Below are 20,712 nucleotides of genomic sequence, written 5' to 3'. Positions count from 1 at the left end.
CGATATATCGAGCTGAACGCCCCTGGCTCAGCTCTCGCGAGATTGCCTCGCGATCCTCCACCGTCAACCGCTCCCGCCAGGGCGCCGGCAAGTTTGCCGAGTAGCTGCCCGTAGGTCGTGGTGAGGGTTTCTGGTGGAGATGGGGTGTGCGGAAGGCTGGGGCTGGGTCCCGAACGAGGACGGGCATGACCCTCGGCTGATCATGGAGGTTCTCACGCCATCCTGATCGCCCCGAGGTGCCATGCCCGCCGCGCCATTATCTCCGTCTGTCCCTGGTCTGGATCAGCTGGCCTTGGCCGTCACCGGGAGTCCACCACGGTCGGTGTCGCCGGCAGGTTTGCTGGCGGTATTCGCCCAGGTCACCGACCCGCGGAAACGCCGTGGGCGCCGGCACCGGCTACCGGTTCTGCTCACGCTGGCGACGTGCGCGGTGCTGGCGGGAGCCCGGTCGTTCACCGCGATCGCCGAGTGGGCCGCGGACGCCGGCGAGACCGTCTGGTCGGCGTTGGGGATCGCGCGAGTCCCGGACGCCTCGACGTTCCGCCGGGTGTTCGCCGCCCTCGACGCCGACGCGCTGGACACGGTGCTGGGAGCGTGGGCCGCCGCGGTGACTCCAAGCGATGCTCGGCCACACGATGCTCTCGACGACCATGGACATCTACGTCGACCTGACCGACACCGCGCACCAGGACACCGCATCGAAGCTCGACGGCTGGTTCCCGGCAGAGGACACAGAGGAGGACGACTCGGAAGACCCGAACGCCTGACAGACTGTTGGCTGTCAACTTGGCTGTCAGGAAGCGGCAGAGCCCCGTACCTTGGATGGGGGTACGGGGCTCTGACCTGTCTCAACCGTGCGTGCGCTCGGAGGGAATCGAACCCCCAACCTTCTGATCCGTAGTCAGATGCTCTGTCCGTTGAGCTACGAGCGCATGCCCGCCACCTGAGTGGCTGACGGTGTCAGCTTACAGCACCGGGGAGGCGACGCAGGCGGCGCCCGGGGTGGTCTCGAGCGTAGTTCGTCCCATGCGCGTGGGGTGAGTGATCGGTGTGTGGGGGGTCTGGTGGCGGGCCCCCGCTGCGGTGGCCGGGGGCCCGCGATGGTCGGGGTGGACCGGCGCCCCGTGACGCGGTCGACCTCAAGGCCTGCGGGCAGTGGCCCGGAAGCGGTTCCCAGTGGCGCAGGCGCTCCAGCTAGGGGATGTGAACCGGTGGCTGCTGTCCTGGCGGTAGGTCCGGCGGGATGAGCGGTGGCCACCAGCTCGGCGGTTCAGGGGGCGACGGCAACCAGGTCGGATAGTGATCGTCGGGTGGCAGGGGGCCGAAGCAGTACGGGGGGTACGGGTTGCAGTCGGCCGGGACGTCCAGAGGCTGGGCTACCGCCGGGGGAGTCGGGGAGACCTGCGGCGGCCCGGGTCGCCGGGGATTGACGACGTCCGGCTCGGGGCTCTGGGCGGAGCAGGCGCCGAGCAGCAGGGTGAAAGCCGCAGCACAGCCCGCGCCGATGAGTCTGCCTCGCATGGGGTGACCGTAGGCGTCCTGGGGCTCATCCACTGGCAAGCGGCGCACCACGCGATTCCGTTATATTACGGTCCGGATTGGCGTCGGCTTCGACGGCGACGCCGACCATGTTACGTGGCGTTCCGTGGCGTGGACGGGCCTGGCGAGATCCGGCCACCCCTGGAAAGAGATGGCCGGAGGCGCCGCGCCCTGCTGGTGATCAGGCTTTCTTCGCGGCACTCAGTTCGCTGGTCGGGAAGGACTCCGCGGTTGGGCCGTCGGGGGCGACGGTGGCGAGGTTCAGCTCCCACACGGTCGCGTCGTCCGTGCCGCTGTCTGCTTCGGCCTCGCTGGCCGAGCCTTCGCCGGCCGGTGCGCCCTCGCCGGAGTCGTCTGCCTCCGTCAGGTCGGCGTCCTTGGTGAACTTGGCGATGAAGAACAGCACGTCGTTCCCATGCGGGACGTTGACGACGGTGATCGACCGACCGATCTTCTGCTCGCGCTCGTCGAACTCGGCGAGGATGTGGTCCAGGCCGGCCTGGGCGATGTCCGGGAGGGCTCCGCTGATGGTGGCGAAGTACTGGGCGGCGGTGCTCACCCGGTTCCGCGGCCAGAAGTTGTTGACGAGCTTGATGTCGTCTTTCTCCCAGGTGAAATAGGTGTAGCAGTGCCGCTGGCAGGTGTGTTTCAGCGCGTCTGTGTCCATGGTGACCTGGACGACGTGCTTCCCGCCCTCCCGGTCGGTGAGGTTGTAGCGTTGTCTGATCGGCAGGCTCGCGCCGAGCGCGGCGATCGCATTCGTGGGATCCGGGATCGGCGTCGGACGGTTGACGTACCACTGCCGCGCGCTGGCCGCGCCGGGAAAGTAGCGCAGTCGCTTACGCTGGAACGCGGGGGCGTCCTGCTCCCCGGTGCTAAATTTGATCTTCTTGGTGCCCTCGATCCACTGCTCGATGCGGGGTGGCGCGAGGAGCCCCTTTCCGTCTCGGGCCTCATAATCGGCCTTGAAAGCGGCCTGTGCCGCGACCAGCTGGTCTCGCAGAGTTCTCCAGTCCTTCGCGGTCAGTCCGGCAGGCGTTGCCCCGATCAGTTTCGGCAGGAAGAGACTCTCCATCTCCTGGAGAATCCTGCTCTCCGCCGAGAGAACGCGCTTTCCGTTGCCGGCCGGTGACGGCTCGCTGTTCGGGTCGAAGCTCGCGCCTGGGTTCTCCAGGATCTCGGCCGGCCCGATCTCCAGATTGACGGGGAGGTTCCAAAGGACCTTGGTTATATCTGACGTGAGGCCCGTGAGAGCGCTGGGCGCGCACTTCTGGGCAGCTACCCAGAACTCCTTCGCCGCGTCGATGATATCGGCGTCGAGATTCCGTCTGCTCGCCTTCGAGCCGCCCGGATTCATGGCTGAGGTCAGCGCTCGGCCAAGCAGATCCAGGGTGTCCTTGGAAATCTTGTGGTGGATCGCGCCGGTGCCCCAGTCCTTCATCGGGCCGGTGCGAGGCTGGTCTGTCGGAAGCAGCTGCTGTCGTTCTCTGGTGAGCGGAGCGAGGGCCCAGTCGGCGTGCTTCGGCATTGTTTCCCCCCTGTTGCGGCTTACGGTGATGCATCGTCGTACCGGTGCCAGGCGATGTGGCTGGATTCCCGGTCGGCGATGCGCTTCGCGTGAGCCGATGTCTAGCTATGAAGAGTTCGACCGTTTTGCGGGCGGCAAGGATTGATAACTGAACGCGTCGAAGTCGTTGCGGTATGTAGATGTCCTCGGCATCGGGGCGCCATGGCAGGGCTTCCAGGGCCACGTCCGATTCGTCCAAGACGATCCGCCCGCCGACGGGGTAGGACGGTTTGCAACGGCATCACCTACGGCGGTGGAGGGAGACAGCGATGAAGGCGCGTATCCATGTGCTCACGCTCGGAGTCAGCGACCTCGAACGGTCCCTGGCTTTCTACCGCGACGGTCTGGGCCTGGCCTCGACCGGCATTCTCGGCACCGAGTTCCCGGGCAGCGAGACGAAACCGGCCGGCGCGACCGCGATGTTCACCCTGGACGACGGGCTGGTCCTTTCTCTCTACCCGCGGTCTGAGCTGGAGAAGGACGCGGGTCTGGCTGCTGGGCGGCTCGCCGGGTCCGGGGTGAGCCTGGGCCACACGGTGCAGCGTCGGGAGGACGTCGATGGGCTGCTCGAAGCCGCGCGCCGCGCCGGCGCGGTCGTCCACGGATCGCCGCACGAGCGGCCGTGGGGAATCTATGCCGGCCACTTCAGCGACCCCGACGGCCATCTGTGGGAGGTCGTGTACTTCCTGCCGGGAAAGGGCTCGGTAGCCGGCGATCCGGCGCGGGCCACGAGCGGGTCGGCCAGTTGAGGTCGGCGGCGAGCCGTTGTGTCCTTCGCGGGTCGACGACGCCTCGCCGCCGCGGTGGCTACCTTCTCAGGCGGGTTCCCACAGCTCGATCCGATTGCCTTCGGGGTCGGTGACCCAGCCGAAGCGGCCGACGCCGTCCATATCCTGCGTCTCGTCGGCGACGTCGGCGCCCTTGGCGCGCAGTTGCGCGAGCATCGCCGCCAGGTCGCGGACCCGGAAGTTCAGCATGGTCTGCTGGGTACGGGAACCGAAGTAGTCCGTGTCCGCGTCGAACGGCGCGAACACCGTCGGTCCGGCCTCCTGACCCCACAGGCCGTTCTCGTCGGCGTCGATGCCGAGATGGTCGCGGTACCAGGCACCCAGCGCCGCCGGGTCGGCAGCCCGCAGGAAGTACCCGCCGATTCCAAGCACCCGTTCCATGCGGCCATCCTGCCAGGACGGCGATCGGCCGGCGGCATCCCACCACCGCCGGCCAGCGCCGATTACCGTTGACCGCCGCCCCGTCCCGTCAGCTCGGGATGGTCGTCCAGAAGGCGCAGTTGTGTTCGGCGGCCAGGTCGACCGTTCTGATCTCGGTCGGGTTGAGCTGCAGCGTCGGGCCGCCGGTGCCGCTGAGCTTCGGCCAGGCGGGCTGGCCCTCGGCGGTCGGTGTGCCCGTGCGGGCGAAGCTGGTCCAGTAGTCGATCATCGCGGCGCTGAGCTTCGTCTGGGCCGTGCCGCGCAGATAGTTCTGGCCGAGCAGGTCGAACAGGTACGGAAGGTCGGCGGCGTGGGCAGCGCCGGGATCGAAGGACGCCGATGTGACGCCGCTGATGTCGGGCGCGTGCGGATCGTCGAACTCGCCGCCGTAGACGGTGGAGCCGTGGGTGGCCAGCGCGGCGTTTCCGGCCAGTGTCGGGCACGACCAGGACGCGTCGGTGATCACCGTGGACCAGGCGATGGCGGGGTTCGGATACTTCGTCAGCGGGTACTGGGCGGCGACCTTGTCCGCGTCGGGGCCGAAGGCCTGCGCCAAGTAGGTCGGGTAGCTCGCCGCGCTGTAGTACGGCTTGACCTTCTGGGCGCCGCCGACGAAGGCGCGCTGCTCGTCGTGGTTGCTGGTGGACAGCACCGGGATGGGCAGGGTGCGCCCGTCGGTCACCGCCGTCGCCGGGTTCTCCGGCAGCAGCGGGGTGTCGTACGCGAGCACGTCGGAGAACACCGGGAAGACCTTCAACAGGTCCGCCGTGGACGCGTCGCGCAGGCACGACAGGGTGGACGCGCCCGTGCACCCGAGCGTGCCGGCCTCGGTGACGCCCAGCTTCTCGCTGTCGGCCAGCGCGACGTACGGCGTCTGCGCCGGGACGTCGGGCAGCAGCCCGCCGCGCGGCCAGTTCAGCTGGCAGGCACCGCCCGACGACATCGCGACCTTGTTCACCAGCCCCTTCGCGACGGGCGAGGTGAGCAGGGCGCAGGCGCTCATCGCGCCGGCCGACTCGCCGAAGACGGTGATGTTGTCCGGGTCGCCGCCGAACGCCGCCGCGTTCCGCTTCGCCCATCGGGTGGCGAGGATCTGGTCGGCGAGGCCGAAGTCGCCGCTGCCGGCCAGGCCGGGAAGCGAGAGGTAGCCGAAGACCCCGAGCCGGTAGTTCAGGGTCACGACGATGACATGCCCCTGGTCCGCGAGCCGCGCGGCGTCGTACGACGACCCGGAGCCGCTGGTGTAGCCGCTGCCGTGCCACCACACCATGACCGGCAGCTTCTCGCCGGTGCGCGCGGTGGTCGGGGTGGTGACGTTGAGGAACAGGCAGTCCTCGGAGGTTGAGGTGGTGGCCGAGGCACCGGGTGCGGATCCGCCCTGCGCGCAGCTCGGCCCGGCCTTGGTGGCCTCGACCGTGCCGACGGGCTTCGGGGGCGCGGTGGGCATCGTCCAGCGCTGGTCCCCGGTGGGCGCCTCGGCGTACCGGACGCCGAGGAACTCCCTGGCCTGCGAGGTCGCCAGCCCGTGCAGGCGACCGCTGGTGGTGTCGACCGTCAGCGGTGCCGGCCCGGACGACGGGCTGGCCGCCGGCGAGGTCCGGCTTGCCGTCGGTGGCGTCGGTGGCGTTGAACCCGCTGCCTGCGGCGTCGAGCTGCCCGTGCAGGCGGTCAGCAGGCCGGCCGCCAGGGCGGCCGCGGCGACGAGTGGCACCAGGGCCGTGGTGGGCCGTGTACGGCGGAATCCTGACCGGATCCCGTGGTGGTTGCGCATTGCTACTCCGCCCGTACTTAACGACCAGGACCAAGACGGCCGAATCGCTCGATTTGGGTGGCATCGAGCGGCTTCATAGGCACCTATCCACGTACCGATCAGGTCAAACGCGGTGTGACACAGGCCGGCGCCGGTGATGGCCCTTCGGAGTGGAGCTCGGGGCCGGCTGGTCGCGCGGGGTCCAGCACGAGAGGGCGGAGTAACGGGGGATGGTTCCGCAGTAAATACGGTTCGTGGCAATGCGGTGTCGCGGAAAGGCGGGGCGGGCCCGTAAAAAGCGCTCGCATTCGGCCGGCGATGGTAGCTTTCGAGCGACAATAGCCGCCAATTGTCCCTTGGTGAAGGGTGAACATTGACTTTACGAGTCGTTCAGTGGACCACGGGCATCGTCGGCCGCAGCGCGGTGCGGGTGGTCCTCGCGCGGCCGGATCTCGAGCTCGTCGGGTGCTTCTCGTGGAGCGAGGACAAGGCCGGCCGGGACGTCGGTGAGCTGTGTGCCGCCGGGCTCGTCGCCACGGGGGCCTGACGTTCGTCTCCCGGCCACGCGCCGCTCAGCCGACGCGGCGGGACCCACGCCGCGTCGGCGGCTCAGGGGGTGGCGCGGGCAGTGAGCTGCAGGGGTAGGTCGGCGAGGCCGCGGATGATGCTCTGCGGCAGGTAGGCCGGCGTGCTCGGCGCCAGCGTGAACTCGGCCGTGCGCACGAGCAGCAGCCGAAAGATGATCTCCGCTTCCATCCTGGCCAGGGGTGCGCCCAGGCAGTAGTGGATGCCCAGGCCGAAGGTGTGGTGGCGGGCCGCGGGGGCGGCACCGGCGTAACGGGTGACGAGGAACCGGTCGGGCTCGGCGAAGACCTCCGGGTCGCGGTTCGCCGACCCGGTGACGACGAGCATCCCCTCGCCGCGGCGGAACGCCCGTCCGCCGAGTTCGGTGTCCGCGAGCACTGTGCGCGGGATGAACTGCACCGGCGGGTCGTAGCGCAGCATCTCCTCGACCGCGGCCGGCACGAGACGCGGGTCGGCGCGTAGGAGGGCCTGCTGGTCGGGGTGCAGCGCGAGGGCGCGAATGCCGCCGCTGATGAGATTGACCGTGGTCTCCAGGCCGGCGACCAGCAGGACGGCGCAGAGCGCGAGTACCTCGCTCCCGGTCAGCGCCTCCTCCTCGAGGTGGACCGTCACGAGCTGGCTGACCAGGTCGTCGCCCGGCGCCGCCCGCAGCCTGGAGATCAGCTGGCGGAAGTAGTCGTCCAGCTCCCGGGCCGCGCGGCGCCGGGCGTCGATCTCCTCCGGCGTCTGGAGGAAGTCGGGGTCGATGCCGCGGATCAGGATGGCGGCCCAGGTGCTGAAGCTCGGCTCGTCCGCACGGGGCACGCCGAGCAGTCGGCAGATCATCCGTAGCGGTATCGGCCGGGCGAGCGACTCGACCGCGTCGACGTCCCCGGCCGTCAGGGCCGCGTCCAGCAGCTCGTTGGCGTAGACGGTGAGGTCGGGGGCGAGTCCGGCGAGGACGCTGGGGGTGAACGCCCGGCTGACCAGCCGGCGAAGCCGGGTGTGGTCCGGCGGGTCGGTGCGCAGCAGCGATTCCAGGCCGTCGGCCGAGTCGCCGTCCGGGCGGAACGGGCTGATCTTCTCCTTGTAACCGTGGCCGAAGGAGGGATCGGCGAGCACGGTGCCGGCGTGGTCGTGCCGGGAGACGAGGGTGATCCGGCTGTTGCCCAGGTCGGTGCCGGCGAGTGGGTCGCTCTCCCGGATCGCCCGGTAGGTCGGGTAGGGGTCGGGTCCGCGTGCGGCGGTGAAGGCCGCCAGGACCGGTGGGCGCGCGCTGCCGGTCGGCTTCGGCGTCGGGGCGGTGACGGCCACTCGCAACTCCTCGGTCGGGAGTACGCGTTCTCGGAGGTAGCACACGAATATCCGTGGGCCACCCCCGAGCGAGGGACGTATTGCGCCTTCCGATCGATCGATCGGCGTCGGCGTCGGCGTCGGCCGCGCCGCCGAGTCGCGGCCTACCCCGGCTGTTGGTTCAGCGCGCGACGAAGTTGAGCAGCTTGTCGGGGATGAACACGACCTTGACGATCTTCTTGTCGCCGAGGGCCTGCTCGACGGCGCGCGAGGTGCGTGCCGCCGCCTCGACCGTCGCCTGGTCCGCGCCGACCGCGACGGCGACCCGATCCCGGACCTTCCCATTGACCTGGCAGACCACCGACAGCGTCTCGGAACGCAGCAGCTCCGGATCGGCGACGGGCCACGGCGTGTCCCAGACCCGCGCGCCGGTCAGCAGCTCGTAGATCTCCGCGCAGGTGTGCGGGGCGAACGGGAACAGCAGCGAGGCGCCGGCGGCGACGGCGTCGCGCAGCGTGGCGCGGCCCGCGCCCTCCCGCTCCGCCTTGGTGATCGAGTTGGACAGCTCCATCACGGTCGCGATCGCGATGTTGAACGCGAACTTCTGGGTCATGCTGTCGGTGACCCGCACGATCGACGCGGCGACCTTGCGGGCGAGATCGGTATTGACCGCGGCGTTGCCTTCGGGCTCCGGCGTCGCCTCGTCCGGCGCCAGGGAGTGGCCCAGGCGCAGCAGGCGGACGAGGAAGCGGTAGACGCCCTCGATGCCGTCGTCGGACCAGTCGGCGCCCATGTCGGGCGGGCCCATGAACAGGACGTAGCACCGGGCCGTGTCGGCACCGTAGCGGCGGATGAGCTCCGTCGGGGAGACCACGTTCCCCCGCGACTTGGACATCTTCGCGCCGTCCTTGGTGATCATTCCCTGCGTGAAGAGCTTGTTGAACGGCTCCTCGACGGGAACGTGCCCCAGGTCGAACAGCACCCGGCACAGGAACCGGGCATACATCAGATGCAGGATCGCGTGCTCGATGCCGCCGATGTACTGGTCGACCGGCATCCACTCGCGCAGCGCGTCGACGTCGAACGCCTCGTTGTCGTTGCCCGGGTCGCAGTAACGCAGGAAGTACCAGGACGAGTCGACGAAGGTGTCCATCGTGTCGGTCTCGCGCCGGGCCGGGCCGGCGCAGGACGGGCACGTCGTCGTGACCCAGTCGGTGGCCGCCGCCAGCGGGGACTTGCCCTTCGGCGCGTAGTCCTCGACGTCGGGCAGGACGACCGGCAGCTGGTCTTCGGGAACGGGGACCGCGCCGCAGGTGTCGCAGTAGACGATCGGGATCGGGCAGCCCCAGTAGCGCTGCCGGGACAGCAGCCAGTCCCGCAGCTTGTAGCTGACGGTGAGCCGCCCGAGGTCACGCTCGGCCACCCGGTCGACGATCGCCCGCCCGCCCGCCTCGGTGCTCTGGCCGTCGAACTCGCCGGAGCCGGTCAGCACGCCGCCGCCGGTGTAGGGCAGCTCACCGGGTTGTGCCGCCGTGCCGGACGGTGCCTCGTCGGGCTGGGCCGCACCGGCCGGGGCGATGACCTGGCGCACCGGCAGGTCATGCTCGACGGCGAAGGCGTAGTCCCGTTCGTCATGCGCGGGCACCGCCATGATGGCGCCGGTGCCGTACTCCATCAGGACGTAGTCCGCGACATACACCGGCACCGGCTCGCCGGTCACGGGATTGATGACGTGGCGGCCGGTGAAAACCCCGGTCTTCGGCTTGCTCGCGGCGCCGCGAACGTCCTTGGTCTGCCGGGCGGAGGCATTGATGTAATCCCGGACGGCGCTTTCCTGCGGCGTTCCAGCGACCAGACGCAGAAGCTCCGGGTGTTCCGGGGCCAGCACGACGAACGTCGCGCCGTACAGCGTGTCGGGCCGCGTTGTGAACACCCGGAAGGACAGGTCGGGGATTTCGGCGCTGGCGAAGACGAGCTCGGCCCCGGTCGACCGGCCGATCCAGTTCCGCTGCATCGTCTTGACGTGCTCGGGCCATTGGATGGTTTCCAGCCCGGACAGTAGCTGCTCGGCGTACTGCGTGATCCCGAAGAACCACTGCTCGAGCTGGCGGGCCTCGACCTCGGAGCCGCACCGCTCGCACCGACCGTTGACCACCTGCTCGTTCGCGAGCACGGTCGCGTCCTGCGGGCACCAGTTGACGGCGGCGTTCTTCCGGTACGCCAGCCCCTTGCGGTAGAGCTGCAGGAAGATCCACTGGGTCCAGCGGTAGTAGCTCGGCTGGTAGGTGGCAATCTCGCGCGACCAGTCGATGGAGATTCCCCACTCACGGAACTGCCGTGCGAAGGACGCGATCGACTCGGCGGTGGAGACCCGCGGATGCTTTCCCGTGCGGATGGCGTGGTTCTCGGCCGGCAGCCCGAAGGCGTCATAGCCCATGGGGTGCAGAACACGGCGGCCGTTACGGCGCAGGAAATGGGCCACCGCATCCCCGACCGCATAGTTCTTGAGATGGCCGATGTGCGGCTCGCCGCTGGTGTACGGCAGCATCTCGAGAACGTACGCGCGATCGCCGGCAAGGCTCAGGTCGTTCGACACCTGCCACGTCTTCTCGCGCTGCCAGATGTCCTGCCATTTGCGGTCGATCTCGCGGAAATCGGGGGTGTTCATGCCGGTTACCTGTCGTCGATGAGGTGCGATGGCCATACTGCCTCGGAGTCTATCCCCGGGACTTGGCCGGAGGCCTGGTGGCGGCGGCCCTGGCCGTGATCGGCACCGGACCTGCCTGGCCGGCCCGGAAGCGGGCGCGCAGCGGTTCGTTGGTGGCGTCCCCACCCCCTGGCGCCCTGCCTGTCGATGGCGCCACGTTCCCCGGGTGCGACACGGTGAACGCCGTCCAGGTCATGTGGTGCGCGGTGGAGCGGGGAATACCTGGTTTCGTCTCGACCGGAGGCCGTTCAATGGTGGGCCCGGTTGCGTGGCGACATTGTTCTGATCGCCATCGTGATACAATCTCAGGACCCATTAGTCGATACGTTTCATAAACCCGGAATGGTTACCTTGCCGATGGCCCGCCCGAGTGATTGCCATGCTTGACCGCGCGGAGGTCGACGCGCTCTTCCCGAGTGACCTGCCCGAGGTCGCGCACTGGGAGCAGCGGTACCCGCCGCGCCAGCTGCCGGCGGACGCGGCGGTTACCCGTTTCTGCCCGAGCCCGACCGGGTCGCTGCATCTGGGCGGCGTGTTCGTCGCCCTGCTCGACCGCGCGCTGGCCCGGCAGTCCGACGGCCGTTACCTGGTCCGGGTCGAGGACACCGACCAGGAGCGCGAGGTGGCCGGTGCCGCCCGCGAGTTCGACCGGGCCTTCGAGCACTTCGGCCTGACCCCGGACGAGGCGGCGGGTACCGGGGCGTACGGCCCGTACCTGCAGTCCGAGCGGGCCCAGATCTACCTGTCCCACGTGCGTGAGCTGCTTCGCGCGGGCCGGGCCTACCCGTGCTTCGCCACAAAGGAGGAGCTGGCAGCCCTCACCGACGAGCAGCGGGCCGCCAAGCTCCCGACGGGGTACTACGGCCGCTGGGCGCCGTGGCGGGACGCCGAGGCCGAGCTGGTGCGGGCCCGGCTCGCGGCGGGGGAGCCGTACGTCGTGCGCTTCCGCTCGCCCGGTGAGGCGGCCGGCCGGGTCAGTTACACCGACGTCATCCGTGGCACGATCACCGCGGACGACAACCGGAACGACGTCGTCATCCTGAAGAGCTCCGCGAATGCGCTGCGGCTGCCCACCTATCATTTCGCCCATGCCGTCGATGACCATCTGATGCGGGTGAGCCTGGTGGTGCGCGGCGACGAGTGGATCTCGTCCGTACCCGTGCATCTGCAGCTTTTCGACGCCCTTGGTTTCGAGCGGATTCCCTACGCCCACGTCGCGCCGCTGATGAAGCAGGATGGCAAGGCGAAGCGCAAGCTCTCGAAGCGCAAGGACCCCGAGGCGGCGATCGAGTACTACATCGCCGGCGGTTACCCGACGGACGCGGTGCTCTACTACCTGCGCGGCCTGGCGAACGGTCGGCTCGCGGAACTCCCGCTCGACCAGGCTCTCGCCGAGCCGCTGCGGCTGTCGGAATGTGGCGTCGCCGGGCCGCTCGTCGACCTCGTCCGGCTGGAGGACATCGCCGCCGACCTGATCGCGACGATGAGCAACGAGGCGATCCTCGCCGCGGTGCTGGACTGGGCCGGGGTCTACGACGCCGAGCTCGCCGCCGCCATCGAGGGGAACCGGGAGCGGGTGCTGCGTGCGCTCGACATCGAACGGGTCGGCGTCGCCAACCCGCGCAAGGATCTGCGCAAGTGGTCCGACTTCCGGGCGGTCTACGGCTACTTCCTGCCCGAGCTGTTCGAGCTGGTCAGCGACCCGGCCGACCCTCGGCTCGGCGGTCTGCCCGCCGAGGTGGTCCAGGCGCTCGCCACCGATTTCCTGGCCGGCTACCAGCACGTCAACGACAGCGACGCCTGGTTCGAGCAGATCCGCTCGGCCGCGACGGCGAACCGCTTCGCCGCCAGCCCGAAGGAGTACAAGGCCGACAAGGAGTCCTACGTCGGCTCGACAAAGGAGGCCGCGCAGATCTTCCGCGTCCTGCTCACCGGCTCGAACCGCAGCCCCGCCTTCCACCTGGTCACCCAGGCCCTCGGCGAGCCCGAGACCCGCCGCCGCCTCAGCGCCGTCCTCGACGCCTGATCCGGCGCCCGGTCGGTAGGCGAATGCCCGACCGAACATCCGGCTGGGACGACCCATGGGGTCGCGGGTCGTCCCAGCAACTCGCTCCCCGATGAGCCCCTCTCGAACGGCAAATCGGACTGCGATCCCTGCAAAGCGACCAGAGGGCTAGGCCTCGGCGCCGTTGTGGGGACGGGCGAGCAGGCCGTCGCGTCCGCCGTACTGGGCCTCGATCATCGAGGTGTAGTCCGGGCCCCGACGCAGGGACAGGCCGCCGTCCACGTTCACGATCTGGCCGGTGATCCGGCTGGCCCGCGGCGAGAGCAGGAAGCTGACGAGCTGGGCCACGTCGTCCGGGTCGGACGCGCCGCCCAGCGGCGTGTTCTCGTCGTAGGTGTTGTACAGCGTCGTGCCCGGGGTGATGAAGCTGAGAAGCTCCGTCGAGGTCAGGCCCGGGCGGACGGCGTTGAACCGGATGCCGGCGGCGCCGTACTCGTCGGCCGCGTTGCGGATCAGCTCCTCCAGCCCGGCCTTCGCCACCGGGTAGGCGCCGAAGAAGGGGTGGGTCAGGTGGCCCGCGATCGAGGAGATGGCGACGAAGGAGCCGGCCCCGGCGCGGGAGAACAGCGGCACCGAGCTCTTCAGCAGGATCAGGGCACCGACGACGTTCAGCCGCAGCACGCGCTCGAACTCCGACACGTCCTGCGCGTGCAGGGGCGCGAGCATGCCGCCGCCGCCCGCGTTCGCCACCACGCCGTCCAGGCGGCCCTGCCACTCGGCCGCGGCGGCGACGACCCGCGCCACGTCAGGTTCGCTGGTCACGTCGCCGAGGTGGTATCGGACCGCCTCCCGGCCGAGGTCGACGTTGATGGCCTCGGCGGTGGAGCTCAGGGTCTTATCTGTCCGGCCGCAGATGGTCACCCACGCGCCCTCGCTCGCGAGCCGGCGCGCGACGGCCGCGCCGATGCCCGTGCCACCCCCGGTGACCAGCACTGACAGTTGCGCACCCTCGTCAGTCATCCCTGTCGTCTCTTCCCTCGATCAGCATGGCCGGCCTCGTGCGTCGACTGGCGTCAGGGTGAACGTAGGCCATGGGCGTCGCCGGAGTCGACCAGTCCGGCCGCGACCAGTCCGGCCGCGACCAGTCCGGCCGCGACCAGTCCGGCCGCGACCAGTCCGGTCCACGGCGCACGGGCCGCACACCAGATGACTCCGGAGTCCCGGCGGTGGAGGATCTAAATGTGATGCAGCATTCAGCCGCGCCGGCCGGCCACGCGCGCGCATGCGGACTAGCGAAAGGTGTGTCAGATGGTCAGCTCGCGAGCGGCACTGCTGTTCGGCCCCAACCAGGACTTCAAGATCGAGACCGTCGAGATCGACGATCCGCGGGCCGGTGAGGTTCTGATCGATGTTCGGGCCTGCGGGCTGTGCCACTCGGACGAGCATGCCCGGTCCGGCGCCATGCCGATGCCGCATTTCCCGGCGATCTGCGGGCACGAAGGTGCCGGCGAAGTCGTCGCGGTGGGGGAGGGCGTCACGACGGTCCAGCCGGGGGACCACGTGGCGATGTCGTTCGTGCCGTCCTGCGGTGCCTGCTCCTGGTGTCGCACGGGCCGGGCGTACCTGTGCAACGACGGCGCGAAGATGTTCGACATCGGCATGATGACCGACGGCCGCGTCGCGCACCGCCTCGGCGACGAGCCGGTGGCGCGCTACGCGCAGCTCGGCGCGTTCTCCGAGAAGCAGCTGGTCGCGGAGACGTCCGTGGTCAAGGTCGACCCGGAGGTGCCCTTCGCCGTGGCCGCCCTGGTGTCGTGCGGGGTCGCGACCGGGTTCGGCTCCGCGGTCAACCGGGCCGAGGTGAAGCCGGGGGACGTGGTCGCGATCCTCGGCGCCGGCGGCATCGGCGTGAGTGCCGTGCAGGGTGCGAAGATCGCCGGTGCTCGGCTGATCTTCGCCGTCGACCCGGTGGAGTTCAAGCGGGAACAGGCGCTGCGGTTCGGCGCCACCCACGTGTTCGCGTCGATCGAGGAGGCGGCCGGTGAGATCGCGAACCTCACCGCCGGCGGCATGTGCGACTCGGTGATCTGCGCCTACTCGGTGATGGAGGGCGAGCTGCTCGCGCCGGCGCTGGACCTGACCGCCAAGGACGGCATCACCGTCGTCACCTCCGTGGCACCGTACGGCCAGACCAACGTCTCCCTCAACCTGTTCATGTTGGCGATGTTGAACAAGCAGATCCGCGGCTGCCTGTACGGCTCCCAGAGCCCCCGCACGGCGATCCCGCGGTTGCTCGATCTCTACCGCGCCGGCATCCTCAAGATCGACGAGCTGATCACCAGGACCTACACCCTCGACCAGGTGAACGACGGTTACGCCGACCTCGAGGCCGGGCGGATCCTGCGCGGCGCACTCGTCTTCTGAGCGGCCCGGCCGGTCCTGCGGCCAGCAGTACAGCCGTCCAGCCAGACCAGCAAGACGGACGCCGTGGTGCGGCGCCCTCGGCCTTCTGAAGGGATCCCGTCAGATGACACCACTGGTAACCGCCGGCGCCGCCCGGGGACGCACGCGATGAGCGGCCCGCGCGCCGGCTGGGTCGGCCTGGTCACAGGCGCGGCCAGCGGCATCGGGCGGGCGGCCGCCCGCAGGTTCGTTGCCGAGGGCGGAAAGGTCGTCGGCGGGGACATCGACGACAAGGGTCTCGCTGAACTCGAGGACGAACTCGGCCAGGACGCCTTCGTGGGCGCCCGCTGCGACGTCACCGTCGAGGAGGACGTGGCGGCGCTCGTCGAGCTCGCCACGAGTCGGTTCGGCCGCCTCGACGTGGTCGTCGCCAACGCCGGGAACGGCACCCTCGGTGAGATCGTCGACCTCGACGCCGCCGAATGGCGCAGGGTCGTCGAGCTGTCCCTGACCGGCGCGTTCCTGACCATCAAGCACGGCGGCCGGGCCCTGCGCGCGGCCGGGAACGGCGGCTCCATCGTCACGGTCGCCAGCCTCAACGCCGTGCAGGCAGGCCGGGGGGTGGGCGCCTACTGCGCGGCGAAGGCCGGCGCGGTGGCGCTGACCGAGGTCGCCGCGCTGGAACTCGGCCGGTACGGCATCCGCGTGAACGCCGTGGCGCCCGGCCTGGTGCAGACCGGAATGACCAACGCCTTGTGGCAGGTGCCGGCCATCGTCGAGGAGTACGTCGAGAACGCGCCGCTCGGCCGGTTCGCCCAGCCGGAGGAGATCGCCAACGTCATCTACTTCCTCGCCTCCGAGGAATCCTCGTTCGTCTCCGGCTCGCTCTACAGCGTGGACGGCGGCGCACGAACCAGACGCTACCCCGACATGATCGCCGCTTTCGAGCGTGCCGGCGGCTGACCTCGTCCCGGCGGCGTGACGCCGGCGGTGGGCCGTCCCGGCGGTTCGGGTCGGCCGACCGCGCGGGGTCAGGCCAGGTGGTGCGGGGTCAGGCCAGGTAGGTCGTGCCGAAGGCCTCGACGAACGCCAGCGTGGCCGCCGGGCTGGCCTTGGCGCTGCTCACCTTGAGGTAGTTGACGCCGGCCTTCGCCAGCTCCGCGATGGCCTCGCGGTGCCGGTCCGCGTCGGCGGTCGGGTCCTCGCCGAGGTCGTCGTAGGAGTAGAGGACGTCGACCGGTTCGGTGCGCCCCGCCGCGCCGGCGTCCGCCCGCACGCCGGCGATCAGTTCGGCGAGGTGTGCGACCGAGGTGATGGTGCTCGTCTGCGCGGTCCGGCTGAGTTCCGGGGAGCCGGGCATCGGCATCCAGCCCTGGGCCCGCTCGCCGGCCCGGCGGCGCGCCGCCCGGGAGTTCCCGCCGATCCAGATGGGAATGGGATTCTGGGTGGGCCTGGGCAGGGCGATGACGTCGCGGGCGTCGAAGTGCCGGCCGCGGTAGCTGAACGGCTCGCCGCGCCAGTGCAGCGGCAGCACGTCGAGGACTTCGTCGAACAGCGCGCCACGCTCGGCGAGGTCAACACCGAGCGCGAAGAACTCGGATTTCTGGTAGCCCGCGCCGAGCCCGAGGATCAGCCGGCCACCGGAGAGCCGGTCGACGGTCGCGGCGGCCTTGGCCAGCACGAACGGGTTGCGGTACGGCGCCACCGCCAGATAGGTGAGCAGCCGCAGCCGGGTGGTGGCTGCCGCGACGTAGCCGAGCGCGACGAACGGGTCGAGGCTCTGATGCCCGCCGGCGGACAGCCAGCGGGCCCCGGGAACCGGATGCTCGGTCAGCGAGAAGGCGTCGAACCCGGCTCGCTCGGCCGCGGCCGCCACCTCGTGCAGGGGGCCGGCGTCGAGCATGTCGCCGTCGGTTCCGTTGGTCTCTGGATAGTGAAAGACGAAGCGAAGAGCCACGGTTGCCTTTCTAGCCGGCCCCGGGCTCAGGTGCGAAAGAACGCGACGAGCTGGTCGGTGACCTCGGTGGGCAGATCATGTTGGAGCCAGTGGCCGGCCTGCGGATAGTGGACCGAGCGCGCGTTCGGGACGAGGCTCGGCAACGGGTCGGCGAGGTCACTGCGCAGATGCGGATCGCCGTCGCCGAACAAGACCAGGGTCGGTGTGTCGATCCGGTGGACGAACCGGCGACGCAGGGTGCGAAGGTTTCCGATGAGGGCGCGGTAGTAGTTGATCCCCGCCGTCAGCGTCCGGCCGTCCCGGAACGCCTCCCGGTAGCGGTCGAGCTCGGCGGGCGAGAACGGCGTGTTCGGCTCGGTCTCGTAGACCCGCAGATAGCGCGGCTCGCCGCCGGCGGTCAGGGCCTTCTCCGGCAGCCTGGGCAGGCGGAAGAAGAACATGTACCAGCTTCGGCGGAGCTGGCTCGGCGAGCGGAACCCGGTGAACAGGCGTTCCGGGTGCAGCATGTTCAGCACGGCTAGGTGGCGGACCCGTTCCGGGTGGCGCATCGTGAAGAACCACGCGACGAAGCCGCCCCAGTCGTGCCCGACCAGGTCGACCTGTGTCTCCCCGAGGTGCCGGATGAGCCCGTCGACGTCGGCGCACAGCTCCCGGACGTGGTAGCTCGCGACCCCCGCCGGCTTGGCCGACAGGTTGTAGCCGCGCAGGTCCGGTGCCACCACCCGGAAGCCGGCGGCGATCAGTGGCGGGATCTGATCCCGCCACGTGTACCAGAAGTCCGGGAAGCCGTGCAGCAGCAGGACGGTCGGGCCCTGCCCGCCGATGACGTAGTGCAGCTCCACGCCGTTCACCGTGGCGTACCGGTGTTCGATCAGGTCGTCCAGGCTCCTGGCCGTTTCCGGGCCTGCGGCTTCGTCCACGCTCTCGGTCATCTGTCCGTCAGCCCTCGCCCTTGGGGTACGCCTCGTAGTACGGAATGCGGATGCGGCCCCCGGCAGGTCCACGGTCATCGCGTTCATCATCGGGCGGACCACGTCGGGGGCGATCGCGATGTCGTGGCAGGCCGGCCGCCCTCTGACCGTGCGGCGACACGCCCGAGGAGTGGTTAGGCGTGGGCCACGCCGAGATCGACGAATGTCCTGGAGACGAGTCCGCCGCCGGAGACCGTGGCCATGTGTCCTCCTGCGCGTCGGCCAATCGCGCCCCGACGCTCGATGCCCGGGCCGGCCGCACCCGGTGCGGCCGGCCCGGCTTGATCCAGAAGCCGGTGTCCCGGTGCTCTGGTGTCGACCAGGAGATCTGGTCCGCTCAGTCCTTCGCCGGCGGCGGCAGGACCAGCGTCTGCGTCTCCAGGTAGCCCTCGAGGCCCTCGATGCCCATCTCCCGGCCGATGCCGGACTGCTTGAACCCGCCGAAGGGGCTCTTCGGGTCCAGCATCATCCCCGAGTTGATGGCGAAGGCGCCGGTGCGCACCTGGCGGCCCACGGCCACCCCGTGCTGGGTGTCGCCGGTCCACACCGAGCCGGACAGGCCGTAGTCGGAGTCGTTGGCGATGCGGATCGCATCGGCCTCCGTGTCGTACGGAAGCACCGCCAGGACCGGCCCGAAGACCTCCTCGCGGGCGATTCGCATCGAGTTGTCGACGTCGACGAACAGTGTGGGCTCGACATACCAGCCGTGCTGCGCGTCCTTCGGGCGTCCACCGCCGGTCACCAGCCGCGCGCCCTCGTTGACGCCGGCCTCGATCAGCCCCTCCACCCGGTCCCGCTGCCGGCTGGCGACCAGTGGGCCGACCAGGGTGCCGGACACGCTCGGGTCGCTCGCCTTGGTGCCGGCGACGAGATCGGCCAGGCCCTCGACGATCTCGGTGTAGCGGGAACGCGGCGCGAGGATCCGGGTCTGCGCGGCGCAGACCTGGCCGGAGTTGGCGAACGCGGCCGGCAGCAGCGCCGGCAGCGCGGCGCCGAGGTCGGCGTCGTCGAGGATGATGGACGCCGACTTGCCGCCAAGTTCCAGGGTGCACCGCTTGAGCTGCTCACCGCAGATCGACGCGACCCGACGGCCGACGGCGGTGCTGCCGGTGAACGACACCTTGTCCAGGCCGGGGTGGCGGACGAGCACCTCGCTCATCTCCCGGTCCGCGGTGATGATGTTGATCACGCCCGGCGGCAGGCCGACCGACTCGATGACCTCCGCCAGCAGGTAGCTGGTCAGCGGCGACTCAGGGGCCGACTTGATGATGATGGAGGAGCCGGACGCGAGGCTACCCCCGATCTTCGCGGCGGTCAGGAACAGCGGCACGTTCCACGGCACGATGCCCGCGCACACGCCGACCGGCGCCTTCGCCACCAGAACGGGACCCAGCAGGCCCGGCCGCTCCTGCTCGAACGGGAAGCTCTCGGCCAGGTCCGCGAAGCCCTCGAGCACCATCGCCGCAGCGTAGGTGTGCCCGAACAGCGCGAAGTCGGTCGGAGCGCCCATCTCCGCGGTCACGGTCTCGGCGAACTCCTGGGCCCGGGCCTGGATCGCCGCGGAGATCGCCCGGATCATCGCGGCGCGCTCCTTGGGGGAGGAGTGCGGCCACGGTCCTTCCTCGAAGGCGGCGCGGGCGGCCGTCACGGCCCGGTCGATGTCGACCTCATTCGCCTCCGGGACGGTCGCGTACACCTCCTCGGTGTGCGGTGAGATCACGTTGATCGTGCGGTCACTCGCCGGGGCTACCCACGAGCCGCCAATGAACAGGGCGTCCTTCACGAGGGTCATCACGGATCTCCAGATCTCAGGGTGCTGCGGGATGTCGATGCTCGAAGCGACGGGTCGGGTACGCGTCGGGGACTGGCTCAGCCGGCGGTCGTCCCCGACCTCACGACGATCTTCCGGTCGGCGTCCCCCGCGAGCGACCGGACGGGCCCACCATCGACGCCGCGCTCAGCCGGCCGGGCTCGGGGCGACGAGCGCTCGATGGCGCCGATCATGTCGGGATAGCGCTTCGTGTGCGCGCCACCGTCGATGCCGTACAGGCTGCCGCTGACGAACGACGCCTGGTCGGAGGCGAGGACGTAGACGAGGTTCGCCACTTCCGCCGGCTCCGCGAAACGGCCCAGCGGGGTGTTCTCGACGAACTCCTCGACCAGGCCCGGTACCCCCCACATGGCCCGGTCGCCCCGGTCCGGGTGAGGCCGGGCGCGATCGCGTTCACCCGGATGCCGTGCCGGCCGAGTTCCAGGGCGGCAACCTCGGTGAGGGCGACGACGCCGGCCTTCGCCGCGCAGTAGGCGCCCATGCCCCGGCCGGGCTGTACGGCGTTGAGGCTTGCGATGGTGACGATCGAGCCACCGTGGCCGGCGTCGCGCAGCGCCCGCCCGCCGTGCTTCACCGTCAGGAACGTCCCGTTGAGGCACAGGTCGACGACCCGGCGCCATTCGGCGGCGTCGTGGTCGGCGACCTCGCTGGACGAACCGCCGCCGGCGTTGGCGACCACCGCGTCCAGCCGGCCGAACCGGACGTGCGCCAGCGCGATGAGCGCCGCCACGTCGTCCTCGACGGTGATGTCGCAGCGGGCGGCGGCGAAGGAGTCGGCGGGCAGTTCGGCCGCGAGGCTGGCCAGGCCCGCCTCGTCGATGTCGCCGCCGACGACCTTCCCGCCCGCCGCGGCGAAGCGGTGCGCGACTGCCCGGCCGATCCCGCTGGCCGCGCCGGTGACGACGCCGACCCAGCCG

General features: G+C 70.1%; 15 protein-coding genes, 1 tRNA gene and 2 pseudogenes. 7 read left to right on the top strand and 11 right to left on the bottom strand.

The window, feature by feature from the left end; all coding sequences use genetic code 11:
* Positions 1 to 241: 241 nt before the first annotated feature.
* Both MXD58_RS04645 and MXD58_RS04640 read left to right on the top strand, forming a co-directional pair.
* Positions 242 to 589: pseudogene (locus MXD58_RS04645) on the top strand (transposase family protein); the annotation flags it as partial.
* Between the two features lie 31 nt (positions 590 to 620).
* Positions 621 to 767, top strand: coding sequence for a hypothetical protein (locus tag MXD58_RS04640; RefSeq protein WP_248841021.1), 147 nt, complete (start codon positions 621 to 623; stop codon positions 765 to 767).
* 92 nt (positions 768 to 859) lie between these two features.
* On the opposite strand, the gene MXD58_RS04635 is transcribed toward MXD58_RS04640, so the two are convergent.
* A tRNA-Arg gene (locus tag MXD58_RS04635) sits at positions 860 to 932 on the bottom strand.
* Between the two features lie 788 nt (positions 933 to 1,720).
* Positions 1,721 to 3,067: a hypothetical protein gene (locus tag MXD58_RS04630; RefSeq protein ID WP_250609073.1), complete on the bottom strand. Its 1,347-nt coding sequence runs from the start codon at positions 3,065 to 3,067 to the stop codon at positions 1,721 to 1,723.
* Between the two features lie 308 nt (positions 3,068 to 3,375).
* Here MXD58_RS04630 and MXD58_RS04625 point away from each other — a divergent pair, with 308 nt between their 5' ends.
* Positions 3,376 to 3,855: a VOC family protein gene (locus tag MXD58_RS04625; protein WP_248841018.1), complete on the top strand. Its 480-nt coding sequence runs from the start codon at positions 3,376 to 3,378 to the stop codon at positions 3,853 to 3,855.
* A gap of 66 nt (positions 3,856 to 3,921) precedes the next feature.
* Here MXD58_RS04625 and MXD58_RS04620 read toward each other — a convergent pair whose 3' ends face one another.
* Positions 3,922 to 4,275, bottom strand: a complete 354-nt coding sequence (locus MXD58_RS04620) for a VOC family protein (protein ID WP_248841017.1) — start codon at positions 4,273 to 4,275, stop codon at positions 3,922 to 3,924.
* A gap of 88 nt (positions 4,276 to 4,363) precedes the next feature.
* Positions 4,364 to 6,025, bottom strand: a complete 1,662-nt coding sequence (locus MXD58_RS04615) for a carboxylesterase/lipase family protein (protein WP_248841016.1) — start codon at positions 6,023 to 6,025, stop codon at positions 4,364 to 4,366.
* Between the two features lie 412 nt (positions 6,026 to 6,437).
* Between MXD58_RS04615 and MXD58_RS04610 the strand changes: the two genes are divergently transcribed.
* Positions 6,438 to 6,611, top strand: a complete 174-nt coding sequence (locus tag MXD58_RS04610; RefSeq protein ID WP_374615627.1) for a hypothetical protein — start codon at positions 6,438 to 6,440, stop codon at positions 6,609 to 6,611.
* A gap of 62 nt (positions 6,612 to 6,673) precedes the next feature.
* Here MXD58_RS04610 and MXD58_RS04605 read toward each other — a convergent pair whose 3' ends face one another.
* Positions 6,674 to 7,942, bottom strand: a complete 1,269-nt coding sequence (locus MXD58_RS04605; protein ID WP_248841015.1) for a cytochrome P450 — start codon at positions 7,940 to 7,942, stop codon at positions 6,674 to 6,676.
* Positions 7,943 to 8,102: 160 nt separating this feature from the next.
* Complete coding sequence (gene leuS / locus MXD58_RS04600) at positions 8,103 to 10,589, bottom strand: leucine--tRNA ligase (RefSeq protein ID WP_248841014.1); 2,487 nt, start codon at positions 10,587 to 10,589, stop codon at positions 8,103 to 8,105.
* Between the two features lie 418 nt (positions 10,590 to 11,007).
* Between leuS and MXD58_RS04595 the strand changes: the two genes are divergently transcribed.
* Positions 11,008 to 12,654 carry a glutamate--tRNA ligase gene (locus tag MXD58_RS04595; protein ID WP_248841013.1) on the top strand — a complete coding sequence of 549 codons (1,647 nt, stop codon included), beginning with the start codon at positions 11,008 to 11,010 and terminating at the stop codon, positions 12,652 to 12,654.
* Positions 12,655 to 12,801: 147 nt separating this feature from the next.
* On the opposite strand, the gene MXD58_RS04590 is transcribed toward MXD58_RS04595, so the two are convergent.
* Positions 12,802 to 13,653 (bottom strand): SDR family oxidoreductase, encoded by an 852-nt coding sequence (locus tag MXD58_RS04590; RefSeq protein ID WP_248841012.1) that lies wholly within the window; start codon positions 13,651 to 13,653, stop codon positions 12,802 to 12,804.
* A gap of 288 nt (positions 13,654 to 13,941) precedes the next feature.
* On the opposite strand from MXD58_RS04590, the gene MXD58_RS04585 reads away from it, so the two are divergent.
* Positions 13,942 to 15,057, top strand: coding sequence for an NDMA-dependent alcohol dehydrogenase (locus tag MXD58_RS04585; protein ID WP_248841011.1), 1,116 nt, complete (start codon positions 13,942 to 13,944; stop codon positions 15,055 to 15,057).
* A 147-nt stretch (positions 15,058 to 15,204) separates the two neighbouring features.
* Entirely contained in the window at positions 15,205 to 15,999 is a 795-nt protein-coding gene (locus MXD58_RS04580) for an SDR family NAD(P)-dependent oxidoreductase (RefSeq protein WP_248841010.1), read from the top strand.
* A gap of 88 nt (positions 16,000 to 16,087) precedes the next feature.
* Here MXD58_RS04580 and MXD58_RS04575 read toward each other — a convergent pair whose 3' ends face one another.
* The 4 genes and pseudogenes from MXD58_RS04575 to MXD58_RS04560 all read right to left on the bottom strand — a co-directional run bounded on the left by MXD58_RS04575 (position 16,088) and on the right by MXD58_RS04560 (position 20,675).
* Positions 16,088 to 16,939: an LLM class F420-dependent oxidoreductase gene (locus MXD58_RS04575; protein ID WP_248841022.1), complete on the bottom strand. Its 852-nt coding sequence runs from the start codon at positions 16,937 to 16,939 to the stop codon at positions 16,088 to 16,090.
* Between the two features lie 80 nt (positions 16,940 to 17,019).
* Positions 17,020 to 17,925, bottom strand: coding sequence for an alpha/beta fold hydrolase (locus MXD58_RS04570; RefSeq protein ID WP_250609072.1), 906 nt, complete (start codon positions 17,923 to 17,925; stop codon positions 17,020 to 17,022).
* Between the two features lie 376 nt (positions 17,926 to 18,301).
* Positions 18,302 to 19,756 carry an aldehyde dehydrogenase gene (locus tag MXD58_RS04565; protein WP_248841008.1) on the bottom strand — a complete coding sequence of 485 codons (1,455 nt, stop codon included), beginning with the start codon at positions 19,754 to 19,756 and terminating at the stop codon, positions 18,302 to 18,304.
* 77 nt (positions 19,757 to 19,833) lie between these two features.
* A pseudogene (locus MXD58_RS04560) lies at positions 19,834 to 20,675 on the bottom strand (SDR family NAD(P)-dependent oxidoreductase).
* Between the last annotated feature and the right edge of the window lie 37 nt (positions 20,676 to 20,712).

The sequence above is a fragment of the Frankia sp. AgKG'84/4 genome, from assembly GCF_023242965.2.
GTDB lineage: Bacteria > Actinomycetota > Actinomycetes > Frankiales > Frankiaceae > Frankia.
This window is presented reverse-complemented; position numbering and strand designations above follow the sequence as displayed.

Bases quoted from the DNA above. Each gene is read 5' to 3' on its own strand.
- MXD58_RS04640 (WP_248841021.1), top strand. From the start codon at position 621: ATGCTCGGCCACACGATGCTCTCGACGACCATGGACATCTACGTCGAC.
- MXD58_RS04630 (WP_250609073.1), bottom strand. From the start codon at position 3,067: ATGCCGAAGCACGCCGACTGGGCCCTCGCTCCGCTCACCAGAGAACGA.
- MXD58_RS04625 (WP_248841018.1), top strand. From the start codon at position 3,376: ATGAAGGCGCGTATCCATGTGCTCACGCTCGGAGTCAGCGACCTCGAA.
- MXD58_RS04620 (WP_248841017.1), bottom strand. From the start codon at position 4,275: ATGGAACGGGTGCTTGGAATCGGCGGGTACTTCCTGCGGGCTGCCGAC.
- leuS (WP_248841014.1), bottom strand. From the start codon at position 10,589: ATGAACACCCCCGATTTCCGCGAGATCGACCGCAAATGGCAGGACATC.
- MXD58_RS04595 (WP_248841013.1), top strand. From the start codon at position 11,008: ATGCTTGACCGCGCGGAGGTCGACGCGCTCTTCCCGAGTGACCTGCCC.
- MXD58_RS04590 (WP_248841012.1), bottom strand. From the start codon at position 13,653: ATGACTGACGAGGGTGCGCAACTGTCAGTGCTGGTCACCGGGGGTGGC.
- MXD58_RS04585 (WP_248841011.1), top strand. From the start codon at position 13,942: ATGGTCAGCTCGCGAGCGGCACTGCTGTTCGGCCCCAACCAGGACTTC.
- MXD58_RS04580 (WP_248841010.1), top strand. From the start codon at position 15,205: ATGAGCGGCCCGCGCGCCGGCTGGGTCGGCCTGGTCACAGGCGCGGCC.
- MXD58_RS04575 (WP_248841022.1), bottom strand. From the start codon at position 16,939: ATGCTCGACGCCGGCCCCCTGCACGAGGTGGCGGCCGCGGCCGAGCGA.
- MXD58_RS04570 (WP_250609072.1), bottom strand. From the start codon at position 17,925: ATGACCGAGAGCGTGGACGAAGCCGCAGGCCCGGAAACGGCCAGGAGC.
- MXD58_RS04565 (WP_248841008.1), bottom strand. From the start codon at position 19,756: ATGACCCTCGTGAAGGACGCCCTGTTCATTGGCGGCTCGTGGGTAGCC.